Annotated in this window: 22 protein-coding genes and 1 tRNA gene; 10 read left to right on the top strand and 13 right to left on the bottom strand. The window is 71.4% G+C overall.

All coding sequences use genetic code 11. From position 1 onward, the window contains the following. Positions 1-78 precede the first annotated feature (78 nt). The gene (locus AB0I23_RS17670; protein ID WP_359110169.1) at positions 79-864 is read left to right on the top strand and encodes a response regulator transcription factor; all 786 of its coding nucleotides are present in this window, start codon (positions 79-81) and stop codon (positions 862-864) included. On the opposite strand, the gene AB0I23_RS17665 is transcribed toward AB0I23_RS17670, so the two are convergent. Then, positions 823-1,320 (bottom strand): MarR family winged helix-turn-helix transcriptional regulator, encoded by a 498-nt coding sequence (locus tag AB0I23_RS17665; protein WP_266984776.1) that lies wholly within the window; start codon positions 1,318-1,320, stop codon positions 823-825. The two genes, AB0I23_RS17670 and AB0I23_RS17665, sit on opposite strands and share 42 nt — an antisense overlap. An 89-nt stretch (positions 1,321-1,409) precedes the next feature. On the opposite strand from AB0I23_RS17665, the gene AB0I23_RS17660 reads away from it, so the two are divergent. Beyond that, a complete protein-coding gene (locus AB0I23_RS17660) occupies positions 1,410-2,207 on the top strand; it encodes a trans-aconitate 2-methyltransferase (protein WP_359110167.1) in 798 nt (265 codons plus the stop codon). After that, positions 2,207-2,572, top strand: coding sequence for a VOC family protein (locus tag AB0I23_RS17655; protein WP_359110165.1), 366 nt, complete (start codon positions 2,207-2,209; stop codon positions 2,570-2,572). The genes AB0I23_RS17660 and AB0I23_RS17655 overlap by 1 nt, the downstream gene beginning before the upstream one ends. Positions 2,573-2,637: 65 nt before the next feature. On the opposite strand, the gene AB0I23_RS17650 is transcribed toward AB0I23_RS17655, so the two are convergent. From AB0I23_RS17650 to AB0I23_RS17640, 3 genes are all read right to left on the bottom strand, one after another. Continuing rightward, complete coding sequence (locus tag AB0I23_RS17650) at positions 2,638-3,042, bottom strand: hypothetical protein (RefSeq protein WP_359110163.1); 405 nt, start codon at positions 3,040-3,042, stop codon at positions 2,638-2,640. Positions 3,043-3,154: 112 nt separating this feature from the next. After that, entirely contained in the window at positions 3,155-3,841 is a 687-nt protein-coding gene (locus AB0I23_RS17645) for a TetR/AcrR family transcriptional regulator (RefSeq protein WP_359110160.1), read from the bottom strand. Continuing rightward, positions 3,838-4,839, bottom strand: a complete 1,002-nt coding sequence (locus AB0I23_RS17640; RefSeq protein WP_359110158.1) for an acyl-CoA desaturase — start codon at positions 4,837-4,839, stop codon at positions 3,838-3,840. Before AB0I23_RS17640 ends, AB0I23_RS17645 begins: the two co-directional genes overlap by 4 nt. A gap of 351 nt (positions 4,840-5,190) precedes the next feature. Here AB0I23_RS17640 and ppc point away from each other — a divergent pair, with 351 nt between their 5' ends. Further along, complete coding sequence (ppc, locus tag AB0I23_RS17635) at positions 5,191-7,920, top strand: phosphoenolpyruvate carboxylase (RefSeq protein ID WP_359110156.1); 2,730 nt, start codon at positions 5,191-5,193, stop codon at positions 7,918-7,920. Positions 7,921-7,989: 69 nt separating this feature from the next. On the opposite strand, the gene AB0I23_RS17630 is transcribed toward ppc, so the two are convergent. From AB0I23_RS17630 to AB0I23_RS17600, 7 genes are all read right to left on the bottom strand, one after another. Then, positions 7,990-8,736 carry an LPXTG cell wall anchor domain-containing protein gene (locus AB0I23_RS17630; protein WP_359110155.1) on the bottom strand — a complete coding sequence of 249 codons (747 nt, stop codon included), beginning with the start codon at positions 8,734-8,736 and terminating at the stop codon, positions 7,990-7,992. A 231-nt stretch (positions 8,737-8,967) separates the two neighbouring features. After that, entirely contained in the window at positions 8,968-9,435 is a 468-nt protein-coding gene (locus AB0I23_RS17625) for a hypothetical protein (RefSeq protein WP_359110153.1), read from the bottom strand. 86 nt (positions 9,436-9,521) lie between these two features. Further along, a complete protein-coding gene (gene pth / locus AB0I23_RS17620) occupies positions 9,522-10,115 on the bottom strand; it encodes an aminoacyl-tRNA hydrolase (RefSeq protein ID WP_359110152.1) in 594 nt (197 codons plus the stop codon). A 311-nt stretch (positions 10,116-10,426) separates the two neighbouring features. Further along, positions 10,427-11,014 carry a 50S ribosomal protein L25/general stress protein Ctc gene (locus tag AB0I23_RS17615; RefSeq protein WP_359110150.1) on the bottom strand — a complete coding sequence of 196 codons (588 nt, stop codon included), beginning with the start codon at positions 11,012-11,014 and terminating at the stop codon, positions 10,427-10,429. A 183-nt stretch (positions 11,015-11,197) separates the two neighbouring features. Next, a complete protein-coding gene (locus AB0I23_RS17610) occupies positions 11,198-12,172 on the bottom strand; it encodes a ribose-phosphate diphosphokinase (protein ID WP_359110148.1) in 975 nt (324 codons plus the stop codon). A 120-nt stretch (positions 12,173-12,292) separates the two neighbouring features. Beyond that, positions 12,293-13,726 carry a bifunctional UDP-N-acetylglucosamine diphosphorylase/glucosamine-1-phosphate N-acetyltransferase GlmU gene (gene glmU, locus AB0I23_RS17605; RefSeq protein ID WP_359110146.1) on the bottom strand — a complete coding sequence of 478 codons (1,434 nt, stop codon included), beginning with the start codon at positions 13,724-13,726 and terminating at the stop codon, positions 12,293-12,295. Between the two features lie 163 nt (positions 13,727-13,889). After that, a tRNA-Gln gene (locus AB0I23_RS17600) sits at positions 13,890-13,960 on the bottom strand. A 163-nt stretch (positions 13,961-14,123) separates the two neighbouring features. Here AB0I23_RS17600 and AB0I23_RS17595 point away from each other — a divergent pair. Next, a complete protein-coding gene (locus AB0I23_RS17595) occupies positions 14,124-15,440 on the top strand; it encodes a sensor histidine kinase (RefSeq protein WP_359110145.1) in 1,317 nt (438 codons plus the stop codon). Between the two features lie 67 nt (positions 15,441-15,507). Here AB0I23_RS17595 and AB0I23_RS17590 read toward each other — a convergent pair whose 3' ends face one another. Continuing rightward, positions 15,508-16,044, bottom strand: a complete 537-nt coding sequence (locus AB0I23_RS17590) for an SUKH-3 domain-containing protein (RefSeq protein WP_359110143.1) — start codon at positions 16,042-16,044, stop codon at positions 15,508-15,510. A gap of 10 nt (positions 16,045-16,054) precedes the next feature. Beyond that, positions 16,055-16,579: a YwqJ-related putative deaminase gene (locus AB0I23_RS17585; RefSeq protein WP_359110142.1), complete on the bottom strand. Its 525-nt coding sequence runs from the start codon at positions 16,577-16,579 to the stop codon at positions 16,055-16,057. Positions 16,580-16,868: 289 nt separating this feature from the next. Here AB0I23_RS17585 and AB0I23_RS17580 point away from each other — a divergent pair, with 289 nt between their 5' ends. From AB0I23_RS17580 to AB0I23_RS17560, 5 genes are all read left to right on the top strand, one after another. Continuing rightward, complete coding sequence (locus AB0I23_RS17580; RefSeq protein WP_359110140.1) at positions 16,869-17,846, top strand: SMI1/KNR4 family protein; 978 nt, start codon at positions 16,869-16,871, stop codon at positions 17,844-17,846. Positions 17,847-17,851: 5 nt separating this feature from the next. Continuing rightward, a complete protein-coding gene (locus tag AB0I23_RS17575) occupies positions 17,852-20,410 on the top strand; it encodes an SUKH-4 family immunity protein (RefSeq protein WP_359110138.1) in 2,559 nt (852 codons plus the stop codon). Between the two features lie 200 nt (positions 20,411-20,610). Continuing rightward, positions 20,611-21,504 carry a cellulose-binding protein gene (locus AB0I23_RS17570; protein WP_359110136.1) on the top strand — a complete coding sequence of 298 codons (894 nt, stop codon included), beginning with the start codon at positions 20,611-20,613 and terminating at the stop codon, positions 21,502-21,504. Positions 21,505-22,205: 701 nt separating this feature from the next. Next, positions 22,206-22,475, top strand: coding sequence for a hypothetical protein (locus AB0I23_RS17565; protein ID WP_359110134.1), 270 nt, complete (start codon positions 22,206-22,208; stop codon positions 22,473-22,475). Next, positions 22,472-22,882 carry a type II toxin-antitoxin system VapC family toxin gene (locus AB0I23_RS17560; protein WP_359110133.1) on the top strand — a complete coding sequence of 137 codons (411 nt, stop codon included), beginning with the start codon at positions 22,472-22,474 and terminating at the stop codon, positions 22,880-22,882. The genes AB0I23_RS17565 and AB0I23_RS17560 overlap by 4 nt, the downstream gene beginning before the upstream one ends. Positions 22,883-22,887 lie beyond the last annotated feature (5 nt).

Genomic DNA, 22,887 nt, shown 5'->3' with positions numbered 1-22,887 from the left:
GGCGTCGTGCCCGCACTGGTCCGTCCCGTTCGGGGGGTCCTGGGGTGACCCCGGAGCAGATGCTGTGTGGGGGTACCTGTGGTTCGTATCCGGGTTCTCGTGGTGGATGACCACCGCATTTTCGCCGAGTCGCTCGCGGCGGCACTCGCGGCGGAACCGGACGTCGAGGTGGCGGCGGCGGGCAGCGGCCCGGCCGCGCTTCGGTGTCTGGAGCGGGCGGCCGCCGAAGGCCGTAGGTACGACGTGATTCTCGTCGATGCCGAACTGGGCATCCTGCCGGCGGCCACGGGACGTACCGTTCCCGGCCCGGTGCCGGTCCCCGCCCCGGGAAGTGGGGAACACGCCCCAGTCGACGGGATCTCGCTGGTCGCCGGGGTCCGTTCGGGCCAGCCGTCCGTCCGTACGGTGGTGCTCGCCGAGAAGGACGACCCGCGCCGGGCCGCGCTGGCGCTGCAGGCCGGGGCCTCCGGCTGGGTCGCCAAGGACTGCTCGCTGCAGCGGCTGCTCACGGTCATCCGGGGGGTGCTCCGCGACGAGACGCATCTGCCTCCGGCACTGCTCACCGGTGTCCTGCACGAGCTGACGGCAGCCCGCAAGCACCGCACCGAGAGTGAGCAGCTGGTCGCGTCGCTGACGCCGCGCGAGCGCGAGGTGCTGCGCTGCATGGTGGCGGGGCTGGGCCGCAAGGCGGTGGCGGAGCGGCTGTACCTCTCTCCGCACACGGTGCGTACGCATATGCAGAACGTGCTGGGGAAGCTGGGCGTGCACTCCACACTGGCCGCGGTGGCGCTGGCCAGACGCGCCGGTGTCGGACCGGCCGAGCTAACCGGGGATGTTGTCGAACGGGGCGGTCAACTGGCGTAGCAGTCCGGCCAGTTCGCCGCGCTGGTGGCGGGAGAGCTCGCCGAGGATGGCGCGCTCCTGGGCGAGCAGTCCGGCCAGTGACTGGTCGGCCTTGTCGCGCCCCTCCGCGGTGAGCCGGACCAGCACACCGCGCCGGTCGCTGGGGTCGGGGAGCCGTTCGACGAGGTTCTTCTTGGTCAGCCGGTCGATGCGGTTGGTCATCGTGCCCGAGGTGACCAGCGTCTGGGTGAGCAGCTGACCGGGGGAGAGCTGGTACGGAGCCCCGGCGCGGCGCAGCGACGTCAGCACGTCGAACTCCCACGGCTCGAGATTGTGCTCGGAGAAGGCGATCCGGCGGGCCCGGTCGAGGTGACGGGCCAGGCGCGAGACGCGGCTGAGCACCTCAAGTGGTTCCACGTCGAGGTCGGGGCGCTCGCGACGCCATGCAGCGACCAGTCGGTCAACCTCGTCCTCCATGTGGATCAGTGTAAAGGGTCTGTCGACATGAAGTCTCTTGAATTCAAGTGTCTTGACATCAAGATAACTCTGAGGCGATCCTTGCTGCCATGACGACACCGACCTGGGATCCGCAGCAGTACCTGCGCCACGCGGACCACCGCACCCGCCCGTTCCAGGATCTCCTGTCCCGCATCCCGGAACTCCCGGCCGCCCCCACGCCCCGCATCGCGGACCTGGGCTGCGGCGCGGGCAACGTCACGGCGCTCCTCACGGTCCGCTGGCCCACGGCCCGGATCACCGGGTACGACAGCTCCCCCCAGATGCTGGAACGTGCCCGTGCCCACGCCACACCCCTCCTGGACTTCGCCGAGGCCGACGCGACGACCTGGACGCCGGCGGAACCGTACGACCTGATCGTCTCCAACGCCCTGCTCCAGTGGGTTCCCGGCCACGCCGGCCGCTTCCCCGACTGGCTGGACGGCATCACCCCGGGCGGCACGTTCGCCTTCCAGGTCCCCGGCAACTTCGACCAGCCCACCCATACCCTGATGCGCGGACTGGCGGAGTCCCCGCGCTGGTGCTCCCGCCTGACCGGCGTCCTGCGCCACGCCGACGCGGTCCTGAGCCCGACCGCCTATCTGGACGCCCTGAAGGCCCCCGGCATCACGGCGGACGTCTGGGAGACCACGTACCTCCACCTCCTCCAGGGCGAGGACGCCGCCCTCGACTGGGTGAAGGGCACGGGCCTGCGCCCCGTTCTGACGGCGCTCGCGGACGACCCGGAGGCGCATGAGGCGTTCCTCGCCGAATACCGGGACCTGCTGCGCACCGCGTACCCGAAGGGTCCGCACGGCACGGTCTTCCCGTTCCGCCGCATCTTCGCCGTGGCCCACAAGGAGAAGTGATGATCGCCGCAGTGGACCACGTCCAACTGGCCGCCCCGGCGGGCTCGGAACCCGCCCTGTACACGTACTACGTGGACACCCTGGGGATGACCGAACTCCCCAAGCCCCCGGTCCTGGCGGCCCGCGGCGGCTGCTGGTTCCAGGCGGGCCCGGTCCAGCTGCACCTGGGCATCGAGGCCGACTTCCGCCCGGCGAAGAAGGCCCACCCGGGGCTGCGCGTCACGGACATCGAGACGTTCGCGGAACGGCTGGAGGCGCACGGCGCGCAGGTGCACTGGGATGGAGACCTTCCGGGGCACCGGCGCTTCTACTCGTTCGACCCGGCGGGGAACCGGCTGGAGTTCCTGGAGCCGGTGGCCGGGTGAGCCGCGGAGCCGGTCGAGGGCGCCCGGGGTGACGACGGTCCCGGCCGGTAAGGAATCACGGTGGGCTATTCGCCGCTCAGGGCCCCGGTCACCTGCTCCAGGTCCATCGGCATGACCGCGATCAGGGCGCTCCCGTCCGACGACGCGCACTCCACGACCCGGGAACCCGGATTGATGACCAGCCCCTCACGCGTCGATACGGCGCGCACCGCGGTCAGGTGCAGATCGTCGGGGAGGACGACCGTCGACGTGCCGTAGGCGGGACGCCAGGTCAGCGGCGTCGCATGGGTCAGCAACTGCCCGGGGCGCCAGCGGTTGCCGTGTGACGGCCGCTTGATCATGCACGGGATCCCGGTCGGTGCTCCGGCGGCCGCCCGGGCCGACCTCTGCCGGTGTCTGCGGCGGATCAGCACACCGACGAGAGAACCGACGACGCCGAGCACCACACAATCGATCACGAATTCGAGCACATCTGTATTGAAACAGGTGGGGGACGCCGAGGGGATGAGCGCGGGCCGGCCTGCCCCGGCCCGCCGCCCGTCCGGCACCGTCGTACAGCGCGCGGTGCCGGCTCCCGTCGGGTCAGTTCTTCCGGTGGCCTACCAGGCGCGGCTTCGACTCCAGGTTCTCCAGGCCGTGCCAGGCGAGGTTCACCAGGTGCGCCGCCACCTCCGCCTTCTTCGGCTTGCGGACGTTCAGCCACCACTGGCCCGTCAGCGCCACCATGCCGACCAGTGCCTGCGCGTACAGCGGGGCGAGCTTCGGGTCGAAACCGCGGGCCTTGAACTCCAGCCCCAGGATGTCCTCGACCTGCGTGGCGATGTCGCTGATCAGGGATGCGAACGTGCCCGTCGACTGGGCGACCGGGGAGTCGCGGACCAGGATGCGGAAGCCGTCCGTGTACGTCTCGATGTAGTCGAGCAGCGCGAACGCCGCCTGTTCCAGGAGCTCGCGCGGGTGGCCGGCGGTCAGGGCGCCGGTGACCATGTCGAGGAGCCGGCGCATCTCGCGGTCGACCACGACGGCGTACAGGCCCTCCTTGCCGCCGAAGTGTTCGTAGACGACCGGCTTGGAGACGCCGGCGCGGGCCGCGATCTCCTCCACCGAGGTGCCTTCGAAGCCCTTGTCGGCGAAGAGGGTGCGGCCGATGTCCAGCAGCTGTTCGCGGCGTTCCTTCCCGGTCATCCTCACGCGGCGGGTACGCCGGGTCGAGGAGGGACGGTTCTTCTCGCTGCTCGTGCTGCCGTCGGTCGCCACGTCGTCAATCATGCCGCGTCGGCGTGCACGGGCTCGCGCCGGGAGTCGATCAGGCGGGACTCGATCCGGGCGGAGTCCGGCCAGCGCACGTCGTACGCCCAGCCGAGCTTCTCGAACCAGCGGATCAGCCGGGCACTGGAGTCGATCTGGCCCTTCATCACCCCGTGCCGGGCGCTCGTCGGGTCCGCGTGGTGCAGGTTGTGCCACGACTCGCCGCAGGAGAGGACCGCCAGCCACCACACATTGCCGGACCGGTCGCGGGACTTGAACGGACGCTTGCCGACCGCGTGGCAGATGGAGTTGATCGACCAGGTGACATGGTGCAGAAGCGCCACCCGTACGAGAGAGCCCCAGAAGAACGCCGTCGCGGCTCCCCACCACGACAGTGTCACCAACCCGCCGACCAGCGGTGGGACCGCCAGCGAGACGATCGTGAAGGTGAGGAAGTGACGGGAGATCCCGCGGGTCGCCGGGTCCTTGATCAGGTCCGGGGCGTATTTCTGCTGCGGGGTCTGCTCCTCGTCGAACATCCAGCCGATGTGAGCCCACCACAGCCCCTTCATCAGGGCGGGGAGCGTCTCGCCGAACCGCCACGGCGAGTGCGGGTCGCCCTCGGCGTCGGAGAAGCGGTGGTGCTTGCGGTGGTCGGCCACCCAGCGCACCAGCGGGCCTTCCACGGCCAGCGATCCGGCAACGGCCAGAGCGATGCGGAGCGGGCGCTTCGCCTTGAAGGATCCATGGGTGAAGTAGCGGTGGAAGCCGATCGTGATGCCGTGGCAGCCGATGAAGTACATGGCGACCAGCAGACCCAGATCGAGCCAGCTCACACCGCGGCCCCAGGCCAGCGGCACCGCCGCGAGCAGGGCCACGAAAGGCACCACGATGAACAGCAGCAGGGCGATCTGCTCGATCGACCGCTTGTTGTCGCCGCCGAGCGTGGCGGAAGGGAGGAGCGGACCGTCGGCCACCGCTGTCGGGGCGCCGTCGATCACATCCGGGCTGGTGTTCATGGGAGTCCCCTGGAGGGTGAGGAGTACGAGGACGACTCTGGCTACGCATCCGTAACCTACGGTCTCGTAAGTATGGCAGCGCGAAGGCCCGCAGCACGAGAGCTGAGCCGTCGGTGCTACCGGTCCACCGGGCCGACGAGGGCTGCGGACAGCGCCGAGGAGACGGACACCTATCCTGGAGGCGTCGGACAGCGCGGTCCGCACTCTGCTTTCCCGGGGTGGCGACAGCACCGCCGCAGCCGCGGACCCCCGGACCCCCTGACAGACGTGCCCACCCGTCTCCCGCCGTCACCCTTGTGGGGAGACGCTTCGCGACGCACCTCCTCAAATCACTGCAAGGAGCCGCACACTGTGAGCAGTGCCGACCAGACCCCCGCCGCCAGCCCCGAGCTGCGCGCCGACATCCGACGCCTCGGCGATCTGCTGGGCGAGACCCTCGTACGTCAGGAGGGCCAGGAACTCCTCGACCTCGTCGAGCGCGTCCGCGCCCTGACCCGTACCGATGGCGAGGCCGCCGCCGAACTCCTCGGCGACACGGACCTGGAGACCGCCGCGCAGCTGGTGCGCGCCTTCTCCACCTACTTCCACCTCGCCAACGTCACCGAGCAGGTCCACCGCGCCCACGAGATGCGTGACCGGCGCGCCGCCCAGGGCGGTCTGCTGGCCCGTACCGCCGACCGGCTGAAGGACGCGGACCCCGAGCACCTGCGCGAGACCGTCAAGAACCTCAACGTACGTCCCGTCTTCACCGCGCACCCGACCGAGGCCGCGCGGCGCTCCGTGCTGAACAAGCTCCGCCGCATCGCCGAGCTGCTGGAGACCCCCGTCATCGAGGCCGACCGGCGCCGCCACGACCTGCGGCTCGCCGAGAACATCGACCTCATCTGGCAGACCGACGAGCTGCGCGTCGTCCGCCCGGAGCCGGCCGACGAGGCCCGTAACGCCATCTACTACCTCGACGAGCTGCACGCCGACGCCGTCGGGGACGTACTCGAAGACCTCGCTGCCGAGCTGGAGCGCGTCGGCGTCGAACTGCCCGCGGGCACCCGACCGCTGACCTTCGGCACGTGGATCGGCGGCGACCGCGACGGCAACCCCAACGTGACGCCCGCCGTCACCTGGGAGGTGCTGATCCTGCAGCACGAGCACGGCATCACCGACGCGCTGGAGCTCATCGACTACCTGCGCGGACTGCTCTCCAACTCCATCCGCTACACGGGCGCCACCGACGAGCTGCTCACCTCCCTCCAGGCCGACCTGGAGCGTCTCCCCGAGATCAGCCCGCGCTACAAGCGGCTGAACGCCGAGGAGCCGTACCGCCTCAAGGCCACCTGCATCCGGCAGAAGCTCGTCAACACCCGCGCGCGACTGGCCAACGGCACCCCGCACCGCCCCGGCTGCGACTACCTCGGTACCGCCGAGCTCATCGAGGATCTGGTGCTCATCCAGACCTCGCTGCGCGAGCACCGCGGCGGCCTCTTCGCCGACGGCCGGATGGACCGCACGATCCGTACGCTCTCCGCGTTCGGTCTGCAGCTCGCCACCATGGACGTACGTGAGCACGCGGACGCCCACCACCACGCCCTCGGCCAGCTCTTCGACCGGCTCGGCGAGGAGTCCTGGCGCTACACCGACATGCCGCGCGACTACCGGCAGAAGCTGCTCGCCAAGGAGCTCCGCTCGCGCCGCCCGCTCGCCCCGAGTCCGGCCCCGCTGGACGCCGCGGGCGCGAAGACCCTCGGTGTCTTCCTCACGATCAAGGAGGCGTTCGAGAGGTTCGGCCCCGAGGTCATCGAGTCCTACATCATTTCGATGTGCCAGGGCGCCGACGATGTCTTCGCCGCCGCCGTCCTCGCCCGCGAGGCCGGTCTGATCGATCTGCACGGCGGCTGGGCCAAGATCGGCATCGTGCCGCTCCTGGAGACCACCGACGAGCTGCGCGCCGCCGACGTCATTCTCGACGAGATGCTCGCCGACCCGTCGTACCGCCGTCTCGTCTCCCTGCGCGGAGACGTGCAGGAGGTCATGCTCGGGTACTCCGACTCCTCCAAGTTCGGCGGCATCACCACCTCGCAGTGGGAGATCCACCGGGCGCAGCGCCGGCTGCGTGACGTCGCGCACCGCTACGGCGTACGGCTGCGGCTCTTCCACGGCCGCGGCGGCACCGTCGGCCGCGGCGGCGGCCCCTCGCACGACGCGATCCTCGCGCAGCCGTGGGGCACGCTGGAGGGCGAGATCAAGGTGACCGAGCAGGGCGAGGTCATCTCCGACAAGTACCTCATCCCGGCGCTCGCCCGGGAGAACCTGGAGCTGACCGTCGCGGCCACCCTCCAGGCATCCGCCCTGCACACCGCGCCCCGCCAGTCCGACGAGGCCCTCGCCCGCTGGGACGCGGCGATGGACACGGTCTCCGACGCCGCGCACGACGCCTACCGCAAGCTGGTCGAGGACCCGGACCTGCCCGCGTACTTCTTCGCGTCCACCCCGGTCGACCAGCTCGCCGAGTTGCACCTGGGCTCCCGCCCGTCGCGGCGCCCGGACTCCGGCGCCGGTCTCGACGGCCTGCGGGCCATCCCGTGGGTCTTCGGCTGGACCCAGTCGCGGCAGATCGTGCCCGGCTGGTACGGCGTCGGCTCCGGGCTCAAGGCGCTGCGCGAGGCCGGTCCGGACACCGTTCTGGACGAGATGCACGAGCACTGGCACTTCTTCCGGAACTTCATCTCGAACGTGGAGATGACGCTCGCCAAGACCGACCTGCGGATCGCCCGCCACTATGTCGACACGCTCGTCCCCGACGGGCTGAAGCATGTCTTCACCGACATCGAGGCCGAGCACGCGCTCACGGTGAGGGAAGTCCTGAAGGTCACCGGCGGGACCGAACTGCTCGGCACCAGTCCGGTGCTCCAGCAGACGTTCGCGATCAGGGACGCCTACCTGGACCCGATCTCGTATCTCCAGGTCTCGCTGCTGGCCCGCCAGCGCCGGGCAGCCGAGCGCGGTGAGGAGGCCGACCCGCTGCTCGCCCGGGCCCTGCTGCTCACGGTGAACGGTGTCGCCGCGGGTCTGCGCAACACCGGCTGAGCCTGTCGCCCCCAGCACGACAGTGCCCCCACCGGACGCTTCCGGTGGGGGCACTTCGCTGCGCGGACGTCAGTGCTGCTGGGCCTTGCGGCGGCGCATCACCAGGAAGCCGCCGGCCGCGGCGAGCGCCGCGGCGACCGCCGCCATCATGCCGACCGGGGCGCTGCTTCCGGTCTCGGCGAGGTTGCCGGAATCGCCGCCCTGGGTGGCCGGGGCGCCGGCCGGGGTGCTTTCCGAGGGGGACGGGGTGCCGGACGGCTGCTCGCCGCCGTGGGCGGACGGGGTGGCGGACGGCGTGGCTGCGGGTTCCTCGCCGGGCTTGGTGGGTTCTTCGCCGGGCTTGTTGGGTTCCTCGCCGGGCTTGGTGGGTTCCTCGCCGGGCTTCGTGGGTTCCTCGCCGGGCTTGCCCGGCTCGCAGTCGGTCTTGAAGACCTTGTGCTTGGCCTTGCCGTTCTCGCCCTCGAAGTTCCAGAACAGCTTGTACTGGCCGTCGGGCAGGGTCATGTCGGTGGTACGGCCGTGGCCGGAACCATCGAGCGCGAAGGCGCCGGTCTTGACCGTCTCGCCCTTGTCCAGGTCATTGTTGGCCCAGGCCTCGATGTGCCACTGGACCTTCTGAGCGGCGTCGAAGCCGAACGCGTCGAGGTAGAAGGAGCAGACCTTCGGCTCGTTCCTGCGAAGCTCCTCGTCGGTCTTGGCGTCGTGGATCTTCACCGTGCCGTTGTCGCCCTTGGGCGTCGCGAAGGCGGAAGGTGCCAGCAGCATCGAGGCGGTCACCGCGGTGACCAGAGCGCCGGCGGGAATGAGTATGCGCATGGGCAGTCCAACGTAGGAGATGAGGGATGCCGTGGGGGGTCGGCCAAGCTTCTTGTGGTTGCTTCTGCCCGTCAAATTTGCTGTGTGCACATCCGCCCCCTGTGCAAGGTTCTGCCCCAATCGTTCCGGATAACGATCGGGTGAACGCGCAGCTCCGGTACGGGAGTCCGCGTCTCGGGGCGTCCCGGGGAAAGGCTCGGAGCACGGCTCGGGAGCCGCTCGGGGTGCGGTTCAGAGCGCGATGAACGTCGCCACCAACGGGACCGCGCCCGCCATCCCGGTTCCCCATGCGGTCCGGGTGAGCCGCAGACCGCCGATGATCGGGGCGGCGAGCAGCAGTGCGCCGCCGAGCGGCACCCAGGAGTGAAGGAAGCCCGGCATCCCGGTGCGCACGACCTCGTCGGTGCCCGGCTTCACGACGACCGGGAACCTGCCGCCCTTCCGCACCGCGACGGACTGCTCGATCGTCACACGCGAGCGCGCCGTGGCGTGCTCGGCGGGGGCGAACGGTCCTGTGCAGACGTCTGCGCCGCAGCCGGTGACGGTCATCGTGCCGTGCTCACGGCCCTTGGCGAGGACGATGTGCTGTGCCGATGACCAGGACGACAGGACGCCCGCGACGAGCAACAGCAGGACGACACAGCCCAGGGCGGCACTACGGCCGTAGAGCAGTGCGCGGTGGGAGGTGCTCCGCTTCATGGGGAGCGATCCTTGGGCAGGCGAACGCTTTCGGTCAACTTCACATCGGAACCCGCTCGGAAATGGTCCGGGATCGACCTGCTATCTCATGAGTTGTACGCGCTCTGTGCGCGCTCAAGACCCTCCGCGAGCAGGCACTCCACCGAGTCCGCCGCCCGGTCCACGAGATACCCGAGCTCCTTGCGCTCGGTGGACGAGAAGTCCTTCAGCACGAAGTCGGCGACCTGCATCCGGCCCGGTGGCCGGCCGATTCCGAACCGGATCCGGTGGTAGCCGGACCCCATCGACTTGGTCATCGACTTGAGCCCGTTGTGGCCGTTGTCGCCGCCGCCCAGCTTCAGCCGGAGCGTCCCGTAGTCGATGTCCAGCTCGTCGTGGATCGCCACGATGTGATCGGTCGGCACCTTGTAGAAGTCGCGGAGCGCGGTGACGGGGCCGCCGGAGAGGTTCATGTACGACATCGGCTTGGCCAGGATCACGCGGCGGTTGGCCGGCCCGGGCGGGCCCATGCGGCCCTCGACGACCTGCGCCTGCGCCTTCTGCGCCCGCTTGAACTTCCCGCCGATCCGCTCGGCGAGGAGGTCGGCGACCATGAAGCCGACGTTGTGCCGCTGCGCCGCGTGCTCGGGGCCGGGGTTGCCGAGGCCCACGATGAGCCAGGGGTCGGTGGCGTCGGACATCTGCGCTCGGTCTCCTTCGCGTACGGATGGTGCCGGATGGCCCGGTTAGAGCCTGTCGGGTGACCTTCGATCGGAGAGCGGACGCGGCATGGTGCGTGCGATTCCAAGGCGCCGGGATGGCCTTGTAGCGGAGCTACCAGGGCATTTCGGCAACGCCGGAAGCGTGCGTGCCAGGGCGTGGCCGCCCGATCAGAGCTCACCCGACAGGCTCTTACAGGCGGACGGGGCGGCGGGTCCCCGGGGAAGGAACCGCCGCCCCGTCAGTGAAGCAGGTGAAGCAGGTGAAGCAGGTGGAGCGGGGAGGACGAGGCTCAGGCCTCGGCGCCCTCGGCCTCGGCGCCCTCGGCGGCCGGCTCCTCGGCCTGCGCGGAGACGACCTGCAGCACGACGGCGTCCTCGTCGCCGGCCAGCACGGAGCCGGCGGGCAGCGGGATGTCCTTGGCGAGGACGGAGTCACCGGCGTCGAGGCCCGCGACGGAGACCGTGACGGACTCGGGGATGTGGGTGGCCTCGGCCTCGACGAGCAGGGTGTTCTGCACGTACTCGAGCAGGTTGCCGCCCGGGGCGAGCTCGCCCTCGACGTGCACGGCGATCTCGACGTTGACCTTCTCGCCGCGCTTGACGGTCAGCAGGTCGACGTGCTCGATGCCGCCCTTGAGCGGGTTGCGCTGCACGGCCTTCGGGATGACCAGCGCGTCCTTGCCCTCGAGCTCCAGGCCGATCAGGACGTTGGCGGTGCGGAGCGCGAGGAGCAGCTCGTGGGCCGGCAGCGTGACGTGGACCGGCTCGGCGCCGTGGCCGTAGACGACCGCGGGGACCTGGTTGTCACGACGGGCGCGGCGGGCGGCGCCCTTGCCGAACTCGGTACGGGGCTGGGCGGCGAGCTTGATCTCGGCCATGACTGCACTCCTCGTGGGGTGACGAAAACTGGACGGTCACCCGGCCCACGACAGGCCTGCTACGAAGAGCGCGTCGATAACGGACCGCCGTACCCATGAGTACGGCCTCCCTCGCCGAGCAACTCGCTGAGTCTACCCGGCGGGGAGGCCGCACCCCAAGTGGATCTTCTGCGTCAGGTGTTTCTACTGCTCCTCGAAGAGGCTCGTGACCGAGCCGTCCTCGAAGACCTCGCGCACCGCGCGAGCGATCGTCGGAGCGATCGAGAGCACCGTGATCTTGTCGAGCTCCAGCTCACCCGGGGTCGGCAGGGTGTCCGTGAAGACGAACTCGCTGACCTTGGAGTTCTTCAGCCGGTCCGCGGCCGGGCCGGAGAGCACGCCGTGCGTCGCCGTCACTATGACGTCCTCGGCGCCGTGCGCGAACAGGGCGTCGGCGGCGGCGCAGATGGTGCCACCGGTGTCGACCATGTCGTCGACCAGGACGCAGACCCGGCCCTTGACGTTGCCGACGACCTCGTGGACGGTCACCTGGTTGGCGACGTCCTTGTCGCGGCGCTTGTGGACGATCGCCAGCGGGGCGTCCAGGCGGTCGCACCAGCGGTCGGCGACGCGCACGCGGCCGGCGTCCGGGGAGACGATCGTCAGCTTCGAGCGGTCGACCTTGGCGCCGACGTAGTCGGCGAGGATCGGCAGCGCGAAGAGGTGGTCGACCGGGCCGTCGAAGAAGCCCTGGATCTGGTCGGTGTGCAGGTCGACCGTGAGGATGCGGTCGGCACCCGCGGTCTTCATCAGGTCGGCGATCAGGCGGGCCGAGATCGGCTCGCGGCCACGGTGCTTCTTGTCCTGGCGGGCGTAGCCGTAGAACGGCACGATCACCGTGATGGAGCGGGCCGACGCGCGCTTCAGCGCGTCCAGCATGATCAGCTGCTCCATGATCCACTTGTTGATGGGAGCCGTGTGGCTCTGGATCAGGAAGCAGTCGGCGCCGCGGGCGGATTCCTGGAAGCGGACGTAGATCTCACCGTTGGCGAAATCGAAGGCCTTCGTCGGCACGAGGCCGACACCCAGCTGGTGTGCAACCTCCTCGGCCAGCTCGGGGTGGGCGCGGCCGGAGAAGAGCATCAGTTTCTTCTCGCCGGTCGTCTTGATCCCGGTCACAGCACAGTCTCCTCAGACGTGTTCCTGGCGCTGCACGCATGTGTCCCGATGTGCAACGAGCCAGCCGAAATGGGGTGAGCATCTATCACGGTACGCCGTGCGCGGCGCGGCTGTTTCCGGTCAGCTTTCGCCGTCGGCCTCCTGCGCGGCGGCCTGAGCCGCCTGCGCGGCGGCGCTGCCCGGACGCTTACGGGCCACCCAACCCTCGATATTCCTTTGCTGGCCGCGGGCGACGGCCAGTGAACCGGGCGGTACGTCCTTGGTGATGACCGAGCCGGCGGCGGTGTACACGCCGTCCCCGACCGTGACAGGTGCCACAAACATATTGTCCGACCCGGTGCGGCAGTGCGACCCGATCGTCGTGTGGTGCTTCGACACCCCGTCGTAGTTCACGAAGACGCTCGCGGCGCCGATGTTCGTGTGGTCGCCGATGGTCGCGTCGCCGACGTAGCTCAGGTGCGGCACCTTCGTGCTCTCGCCGATCGTGGCGTTCTTCATCTCCACGTACGTACCGGCCTTGGCCTTCGGGCCGAGCTTGGTGCCCGGGCGCAGATACGCGTACGGGCCGACCGTCGCACCCGGGCCGATCTCCGCCCCGACCGCGACCGTGTTGTCCACACGGGCGCCCGCGTGGACGGTGGTGTCCGTCAGCCGGCTGTTCGGGCCGACCTCGGCGTCCTCGGCGAGGTGGGTGGTGCCGAGCAACTGGGTGCCGGGGTGCACGATCGCGTCCTGCTCGTACGTCACCGTGGCGTCGATCAGCGTCGTCGCCGGGTCCACGACGGTCACGCCGGCGAGCATCGCCCGCTCCAGCAGCCGCTCGTTCAGCAGGGTGCGGGCCTGGGCGAGCTGGACGCGGTTGTTGATGCCGAGGATCTCGCGGTGGTCGGCGGCGACGGAGGCGCCGACGCGGTGACCGGCCTCGCGCAGGATGGACAGCACGTCGGTGAGGTACTCCTCGCCCTGGCTGTTGTCGGCGCGGACCTTGCCGAGGGCGTCCGTGAGCAGCCGTCCGTCGAAGGCGAAGACCCCGGAATTGATCTCGCGGATCCCGCGCTGCGCGTCGGAGGCGTCCTTGTGCTCGACGATCTCGGTGACCGCGCCGCTTGCGGCGTCGCGGACGATCCGGCCGTATCCGGTGGCGTCCGGGACCTCGGCGGTGAGCACGGTGACGGCGTTCGCGTCGGCGGTGTGGACGGCGGCGAGTGCGCTGAGCGTCGCGCCGGAGAGCAGTGGGGTGTCGCCGCAGACGACGATCACCGTGCCCTCGACGGTGCCGCCGAGCTCTTCGAGCGCGGTGCGCACGGCGTGGCCGGTGCCGCCCTGGACGGCCTGGTAGGCGGTCCGTACCTGGCTGTCGACGGTGGCGAGGTGCGCGGTGACCTGCTCGCTCGCGTGGCCGACGACCACGACGAGGTGCTCGGGGTCCAGCTCGCGCGCGGCGGTGACGACGTGCCCGACGAGCGAGCGCCCGGAGATCTCGTGCAGAACCTTGGGGGTCTTCGACTTCATGCGGGTGCCCTCACCCGCTGCGAGGACGACGACGGCTGCCAATGGGGCCTCCCCTGATCGAGCGGCGCCGGGGCCCTGAGGAGGACCGGCGCACACGGATGTGCCCTTCGGCTTCGGATGGTGGACACCCGCAGGATACCGGGGGTGCTCCTGGCCGAAACGGGCGCGGGCCCCGACCGTCATGGTCGGAGCCCGCGCGTGCATGCTCCCCTGCCAGGATTCGAACCCGGACAAATGGCACCAAAAGCCACTGTGCTGCCGTTACACCACAGGGGACAGCAAAGCCGATCGACTGGACAGGCCGTCAGGCCGTCGACCGGGCAGACAACACTATGCCGTACCACCGGCCTTCGACGCGACGGGTCACTGCGCCTCGGCGAGGCGCGCGGTCATCCGCGTAGCCCGAAAATGAGGTGCGAGCGCCCGTACGCTGGATGCCATGACCGTAACGGGGGCATACCGGGAAGGCGTGGGAACGACCACTCGCGGCTATTGGTGGTGGGAACGGCGGCGCAGTGTCGCCCTGGACGTGGGGCTGGCGCTCCTGTCGGCGCTGGAGTGCGCACTGGAAGGCGTGGAGTTCGCGGGGGACACCGGGCTGCCGGTGCCCGTCGGGGTGGTGTTCGGGCTGCTCGCCGGGGCCGTTCTGGTGGTGCGGCGGCGCTGGCCGATCGCCGTGGTGCTGGTCGCGATCGCGACGACGCCCGCCGAGATGGGTTTCCTGATGGGCCTGGTCGGCCTCTACACGCTGGCCGCGTCCGACGTGCCGCGCCGGATCACCGCGGTGCTGATGGGAATGTCGCTGGCCGGGACGTTCATCGTCACGTACGTACGGCTGCGGCAGAGCGTCTCCGTGCAGTCCGGGGACTTCGGGCCGGGCGACTGGTACGTACCGCTGACGTCCCTCTTCATGTCGCTGGGCCTCACGGCTCCGCCCGTGCTGTTCGGCCTCTACATAGGGGCGCGGCGTCGGCTGATGGAGAGCCTGCGGGAGCGGGCGGACTCACTGGAACGGGAACTGTCGCTGCTCGCCGACCGGGCCGAGGAACGGGCGGAGTGGGCGCGCACGGAGGAGCGGACCCGGATCGCGCGCGAGATGCACGACGTGGTCGCGCACCGGGTCAGCCTCATGGTGGTGCATGCGGCCGCGCTGCAGGCCGTCGCTCCGAAGGACCCGGCGAAGGCGGTACGGAACGCGGCGCTGGTCGGCGACATGGGCCGGCAGGCCCTGACCGAACTGCGGGAGATGCTCGGCGTGCTGCGGACGGGGGATCCGGCGGTGAGCCGGGGCGCGAAGGTTCCGCTGGCCGCGGTGGGCGAGGCGGCAGCCGCAGCGGCTGCCGCCGCCACGGAGGACGGGCCGCGGCTGCACGAGGTGGAGACGCTGGTCGGGCAGTCCCGGGCGGCCGGGATGACGGTGGAGCTTTCGGTGGACGGCGAGGCGCGCGCGTACGCCCCCGAGGTGGAACAGACGGCGTACCGGGTGGTGCAGGAGGCGCTGACGAACGTCCACAAGCACGCGGCGGGCGCGAAGACGTGGGTGCGGCTGGCGCACCGGGGCTCGGAAGTCGCGATGCAGGTGGAGAACGGCCCGTCGGACGGCGCCGCGACGGACGCGGGACTACCGAGCGGCGGCAACGGCCTGGTGGGGATGCGGGAGCGGGTACTGGGCCTGGGCGGCGTATTCGTCTCGGGTCCGACGGACGCGGGGGGCTTCCGGGTGTCGGCGGTACTCCCGGCCCGGGGCGCCGCGTAACCCGGCCCTACGGCCTCGCCCGTCCGCGCACGCCGGCCACCCCCGGCCCGCCCGCCCCGGAACCCGCTCAGCCCGTGGTCAACCGCTCCGGCTGGATCCCGCCGACCAGCGTCGCCAGCGCCTGGTCGATGTCCGCGCCCAGGAACCAGTCCCCGGTGTGGTCGATGCTGTACACCCGCCCCTCGGCGTCGATCGCGAGGACCGCCTGGCCGTCCCCCTCCTCGCCCAGCGGGCTGACCTCGGTCTCCAGCGCCCGCGCGAGATCACCGAGGGTGCGGGCCAGGTGCAGTCCGCTCAGCGGGTCGATCCGCACCGACGCCGGTGCGATCTGCCGCCCCGGCGCGGACGCCACGATGTGCAGGCGGCCGAACTCAGCCCACGCCTCCACCGCCGCCGGGAACACCGCGTGCTGGTGTCCGGCCGGCGACGTGTGGGCGCGCAGCGCGTCCGCCCACTCCTCCGCCTGCCGGATGTCCCAGCGCCCCGGCTGCCAGCCCGCGGTCCGCAGGGCTGCGTCGAGGGCGACGGGAAAGCGGGTGGCGGCGGCGCGGTCCGCATGGGTCGCGCGGCCGCTCTGCTGGGGGAGGTCGGTTCGGTCGTGCATCGGCGCGCGATCAGCCCTTCTCGGCGGCGGTCACCGCGCTGGTGGTGGTGAGGTCGACGGGACGCACGCCGAAATGGGCGAGCATCGCCGTGCAGGAGCGGCACGGTGGCGCGTAACTGCCGTGCATCGGGTCGCCGTCCTCGCGGATCCGACGCGCGGTCAGCCGCGAGTGCTTCAGTGCGCGCCGGGCCTCCCCGCCGGTCAGCGGCTTGCGCTGGGCCCGCTTGGACCGGCCGGTCTCCGTGGCGCTGAGCTGCCGGGAGAGCAGGATCGCCTCGGGGCAGCGGCCGGTGAAGCGTTCGCGCTGCCCGCTGGTGAGCGTGTCGAGGAAGTCCTGGACCAACGGGTGCAGTGCGGGCGGCTGGTCGCCCTTGCCCGCCGTGCAGGTCAGCGTCTCACCGCGGACGGACAGCGCTGCGGCCACGGCCGGCAGGATGCCGTCGCGGCGGTGCTGGAGACGAGGTGTGGTGCTCGTCCCGGTGCTGCTCCAGTTGAGGCGCGGATCCCCGGATGTGACTGATTGTGCTGTGTGCATGGTGCGTATGTCCCTCCCGAGCAATCCCCCCGAGTTGCGGTGACAGCCTGCCAAATGTGCCAGTCGGTGGGGAAGCTGGGTCGGTGAAACGTGCCTGCGTGTCGCGGACAGTGGCCCGACCGACGCTCGTCCGTCACTCAGTTGTGACGGTTCGTGACCGAACGGAGGGGAAGGCGGAAGAGAAGCGGAGGGGCGAGACCCCCTGTAGCGCCACCGCATAGGCTGTGCCCGGACCGTCCCCATGGGCAGGTCGGTCCTCACCAGACAGACGCAGCAGGGGGCAACCGCCATGACGACAGGTCGGCTCGGGCAGCAAGCCGCGCCACCGAACGCGGCCTACGCCGGGCAGGTCGTGCACTTCCCGGACCCGGTCCGGGCGTCACGCCACCCCAGAGGTGTGCGTGTGGACGAGAACGGCTGCCCGGTATTCGCGCCGTACGCGCGCGCCGCCGCCGAGATCGCCGAGCCCCCACAGGGCTTCGGCGTCGATGAGCTGCGGCTCACCGACTACGTCTCGGCCAACGCGGCGCTGGCGGCGAGCGGCCACGAACTGTGGGACACGATCCCGGCGGTCGCCACCCCGCACGGCTGGACCTGGCACCACGTGCCGGGCGGTCGGCGGATGGAGCTCGTCCCGGTCGAGGTCAAGGCGCTGCTCCGGCACCACGGCGGTCTCGCGACCACCCCGGTCGACCAGAACAAGCGGGGCACGCGCCCGCTGCAGGAGACCCGGCCCGCGCACTTCCGGCTCCCGAAGGGCGCGGTCTCGGTCAGCGAGCAGCAGATCCAGGGCGTCGAGGAGGACCTCGGCTACCGACTGCCGGGCGCGTACCGTTCGTTCCTGAAGGCGGCCGGCGGCTCGGCCCCGGTCGGTGCGGCGCTCGACGCGGAGCTCGGTCTCCTGGTCGATCAGCCGTTCTTCACGGTGCGTGAAGAGGCCGCGGTGAACGACCTGGTGTACGTCAACAAGTGCCTGCGTGACCACCTCACCAAGGACTACCTGGGCGTCGGCTTCGTCCAGGGCGGCATCCTCGCGGTGAAGGTCCGGGGCAACGGCGTCGGCTCGGTCTGGTTCTGCGCGTACGACGATGCCCGGGACCAGGACGGCTGGAGCGTGCAGGAGCGCGTGGACCGGCTGCTGTTGCCCTGCGGTGCGGACTTCGACGCCTTCCTGCAGCGACTGGCGGGCAACCCGCCGGAGCTGGAGACCGTGGCGAACCTGATGGTGGACGGCGGCTTCGCGCGGGCCGTCCCGGTGGAGGGGTGAGCGCAATGGTGACTTTTGCGCAGGCGCAGGAGCGCGCGGACGAGTGGGTCAACGGTGACGTGCCCGCGTACCAGCACCGCGAGGTGCGGGTCCGCGAGTTCGAGCTGGGCTTCGTGGTGTGGGCCGAGGACCGCGCGGACGGCCCCGTCTCGGACGGCGGCCGGCAGCGGCTGGTGATCGCCCGCGACAGCGGCGAGGTGACGCTCTGGCCCGGACTGCCGGTGGGCGAGGTGATCCGGCGGTACGAGGAGGAGTACGGCGCGGTCGTCGCGGTCCCGCCCCCGGCGGCGGCGCCGGAGCGCGTCGACCTGAACCAGACGTCATTCCTGCTGAGTCCGCCGGAGTGGCTCCAGGAAGCGGCGGACAAGCTCGGGATCCCGGACCGGCGGGCGGAGCGCGACGGGAACCCTCCCCCCGCGCCTTCCCCTTCTTCTGTACCTGCCGCTCTCTCCTCTCCTTCTGTTCCTGGACAGCCGGCCCCTTCCGGGACGTCGTCCGGCGGGCCGTCGTGGCAGGGCGCAGGCGCGCAGGACGAGCACGAGCCCACTGCCCCCGACGGCGTTCCGGCCTCCTCGCCGAACGTGCCCACCGGAGCCACCCCGTGGGCCGGGACCGACACCAACGCGGACTCCGACGACGGGGCGGTCGCGTTGTCGGCCACCGTGTTCGCGCCGCCGCTCTCGGGCGCCGATGACGACGGCACCGCGCCGCCGGTGGTGTCCGCGGACGCGCCGACCGCGCTGATGCCGGGCGGCAGCCGGCTGCCCCGGACGGCGATCGTCCCGGGCCTGAATCCGCAGGGCCCGGGTGCGCCCGGTCCCGGCGTCCCGGTGCCGGGCGCCCCCGGGAGCGGTGACATCGCCGACGCCGCCACCAGCAAGGCCACGAGGCCGCCGCGTGGTGCGCGCGGCGGGTCGACCACTCCGCCGCCGCCGGGCGCCCCCGGCACGCCGGGCGCCAGGCCGGGTGCGCCCGTGCCGCCGCCCTCGGGTCCGGGTGCGCCCGGTGCCCCGGCGGGCGGGTATCTGCCGACGCAGCTCGTCTCGCAGGTCGGCCCTCCCGGTGCGCCTCAGCCCCCCGGGCCTCCTGGACAGCCCGCACCTCCCGCACCTCCCGGGCCTCCTGGACCTCCTGGTCCGACGCCGCCTCCCGGTGACGGCTTCGACCACGCCGCGACGATGTTCGCCGACCCGGGCATGGGTGGCCCGAGCGCGCCCAGGCCCCCCGGTCCGCCCGGTGTCCCGCAGCCCCCCGGCCCGCCCGGTGTCCCGCAACCCCCCGGCCCGCCCGGTCCGCCCGGATCCACCCCGCCCCCGCCCGGTGGCGGAGTGCATCAGGCGGCGACGATGTTCGCCGACCCGGGCATGGGTGGCCCGAGCGCGCCCAGGCCCCCCGGCCCGCCCGGTGTCCCGCAGCCTCCCGCCCCGCCCGGACCTCCCGGGTCGACTCCGCCGCCGCCCGGTGGCGGCGCGCACCATGCCGCCACGATGCTCGCGGGACCTGCCCAGGTCGGCCCCCCCGGTCCCGTACCGCCGAATCCGCACACCCCGCCGCCCCCGGCGTACGGCTATCCGCAGGCGCCGACCGGTCAGCCGACCGTCGGCCCCGGCTACCAGGCCGTGCTGCGCTTCCGCGCGCCCGACGGCAGCGAGCAGCAGCTGATCCGGCGCTCGGCGCCCGGCACCCCGCACCCCGAGTGGCAGATGCTGCACGAGCTGCGGGCCATGAACGTGCCGCCGCAGCAGGTCATCGAGCTCCATACGGAGCTGGAGTCCTGCGAGCTGCCCGGTGGCTACTGTGCGCGGATGATCCGGGAGACCTGGCCGCAGGTGCGGATCACCAGCGTCGCCCCGTACGGCACCGATCACGCCAGCCGCCAGCAGGGCATGCAGCATCTGCTCACCCACCAGGGCGAGCTGCACCAGGTCGCGGACGGTCCGGCGCGCCCGACGCCGGTGCGGGCCCCGCTGCCGCAGATGCCCCCCGCGATACCGATCCCGCCCGAGGCCATCGCGGAGGAGCTGCTGCATGCCTTCGGGCCGCAGGGCGTGCTCCGTTTCGACCAGCGCGCGGTGTCCCGCCAGGGCGTGCCCGAGATCGTGGCGCGGACCCTGGTGTGGGCGGGGCTGCCCGCAGACTTCGGGCCGTTCTTCTGGGCGCAGCCCGGTCACCCGGTGGTGCCGACGCTGGCCGAACTGGCCGTGCAGCGGCAGGTTCAGCCGGCCACCGACGCGGGGTCGTACCTCGTCATGGGGTCCGACTTCGGACGGGCGATCTGTGTCCAGTACGGCACGGCGAACATTGTGGCCGTGCCGGTGGAGGCGGGTCCCGGTGGGCAGCCGGTGCCGCCGCAGTTCGTGAACACCGGCCTGCCGGAGTTCACGCGCTCGATGGCGCTCCTCGGCCGGATGTGGCGGCTCCGCTTCGGTCTCAATCCGGAGCAGGCCGGCCGCTGGACGGTCGACTTCCAGGCGCAGCTGGTGGCCTTGGACCCGGCGGCGCTCGCGTCGCCGGAGAGCTGGTGGTCGGTGCTGCTGGAGCAGATGTGGGACGGCCTGATCTGATCCGACCTGATCGGATCTGATCTGATCCGACCTGCCGAGCACGAGGCGCCCGGACCCCGCCAGGGGATCCGGGCGCTCTGTTGTATGTGACACCTGTCGCTTCCCTCGGGAAACCACCGAATGGATTCGGACTTCTCCGCCAATTGCCGCATCCTTGACGTATTGCTTGGTGGTCGGAGAGTCGGAGAGAGGCTTCAAGGATGAGTGCTGCACCGGTGTCCGCGTACGGCTTCGTCGTGGTGCGAGGACGTGGCTACCGCCCGGAGCAGGTGGACGGAAGAGCGGCCGATCTGTCGGCGGAGCGGGACGAGGCGTGGGCGAAGGCGTCCCGGCTGACCGCGCTGGCGGAGGAGCTGGAGGCCGAGTCGGCACGGCTGACCGAGATCGTCGCCACGCTCGCCCCGCAGACGTACGCCTCGCTCGGCGAGCGGGCCCAGGAGATCCTGGCGCTCGCCGACGCGGAGGCGCAGACCGTACGCGGCACTGCGCAGGACGAGGCGCAGGCGCTGCGGGACGCGGCGGACGCGGCGGCCCGTGAGCTCCGCGACGCCGCCCGCGCGGACTCCGACGCCCTCCGGTCGGCCGCCGGGTCCTACGCCGACGAGACGGTGGCCGCGGCGCAGCGGAGCGCCGACTCCACGCTCGCCGCTGCCCGCAAGGAAGCCGAAGAGGCGCGCGACCAGGCGGAGACCGCGATGGCGGAGACCCGCCGCCGTACCACGAGCGTGCTGGCCAATCAGGACCACGAGCACACCGAGCGGTGGAAGACCGCCGAACGTGAACTGGCGGACGCCGAAGCGGCCCAGGCAGCGCGGCACGACGAGCTGACCGACCGGGCGGAGGCCCGGCTGGCCGAGGCGCGCCGCGCCCTCTCGGAGGCCGAGGAGGCGGCGCGGCACGGCCAGGAGGACGCCGACGCGCGGGGCGCCGAGCTGATCGCGGCGGCCAGGGTGCGCGAGGAGCGGGTGGTCCGGGAGACCGAGCGGATCCTGCGGGAGCACGAGGAGGGCCGCGAGGAGGTGCAGGCGCACATGGCGCACGTACGGAACTCGCTCGCGGCGCTCACCGGGCGTGTGGCGCCTGCGGAGAACTGATCCGTATGCCTCCGGCGACCGTTCAGGCGGCCTGCCTGTCCTTCGCACCGCGCAGTGCCGCGCGCATGGTGTCGACGGACTCGGCTCTCGTGCTCCTGCCCCTGCCGGGTGAGCCGTCGCAGTCGCGGCACTCGCGGCAACTGCCGGGCCGGGTGGCTCGGAAGGCGCGCTCGCAGCCGCCCTCACAGGTCTGCCAGGGCAGGGCATTCGGCCGGTCCGGCGGTGTGGCCGGAGGAGCATCAGCGCGGCGTTGCTGGTGTCGACAGGGATGACACGCATGGAAGGGCGATCTCCTTCGGAGCGTGGGTGCAGGGATGAACAGCCGGGTCACCGGTGGGGTGATCGGCAGGTACGGAACTCACCGCTGAGACCACGGCTGGCCTCCTTGGCACGGACGTCCGGACCGCGCAGCAGGCCCTGAACCTGCTGATCATGGAGCACAAGGCCGCCCGCGTCCGACGAGGCGTCCCCACCAGCGACTACCTCGAACCCGGCCCCTGGCCGCGCAGAGACAGCATTCTGGGGCGGCCGGCAGACCGCAGGACCCCTTGCGTGCCAGCACTCGGCAGACCAGGCCAGCCGTCAGCAAACCCGAGCCGGGCGCGCCTTGGACGGGTCAGTGTCCGGCCGGTGGGCCGGGGCAGAGGAGAAGGAGCTGGAAGACCGGGGCACGACGGGTGCTGCCGTCCTAGACTGGCCAAGTGACCGCAGCATTCGACTACGAGGACATGCACCACCTAGTGGACCGGCTCACGCCGCACCAGGTACGTCGCCTGCGCCTGCTCGTCACCCAGGACGAGGAACTCGCCCAGGCCGCCGAAGCACTCCCACCGCGCCCCACGGAGGAACAGACGGTCCCTGAAGGACTGCTGGCGCTGATCGGGGCGGTCAACGGACCCGAGGACCTGGCCGAGCGGCACGACGACTACATCCGCGAGCGGATGCGCGAGCGGTTCGGCGATCAGGCGTGAACGCGATCATCCTCGACACCGGCCCACTCGCCGCAGCTCTCAACGCCGGAGACCGCCGCCACGCGGAGTGCGCCTCCCTACTCGTCTCGACGACCGGCCGCCGCATGCTGCCCAGCCCCGTACTGACCGAGGTGTGCTGGCTGCTGGAACGCTGGCCCAAACTGGAGGCCGCCTTCCTCGCCGAGGTCGCCAAGGGCACCTTCGAACTGGTCCACCTCACCCCGGCCGACCTGGAACGGATGGGCGAGCTCGTCCTGCAGTACGCGGACTTCCCCCTCGGCGGCGTCGACGCCTCGGTGATCGCCGTGGCCGAACGCTTCGGGGTCGAACGCGTCGCGACCCTTGACCGCAGGCACTTCAGCGTCGTCCGCCCCAAGCACACCCCGGCTCTCACACTGCTGCCCTGACGGCA

Source organism: Streptomyces atratus (assembly GCF_040655115.1).
GTDB lineage: Bacteria > Actinomycetota > Actinomycetes > Streptomycetales > Streptomycetaceae > Streptomyces > Streptomyces atratus_D.
The sequence above is the reverse complement of the archived record's forward strand: the minus strand, read 5'-3'. Positions and strand labels throughout refer to the sequence as shown.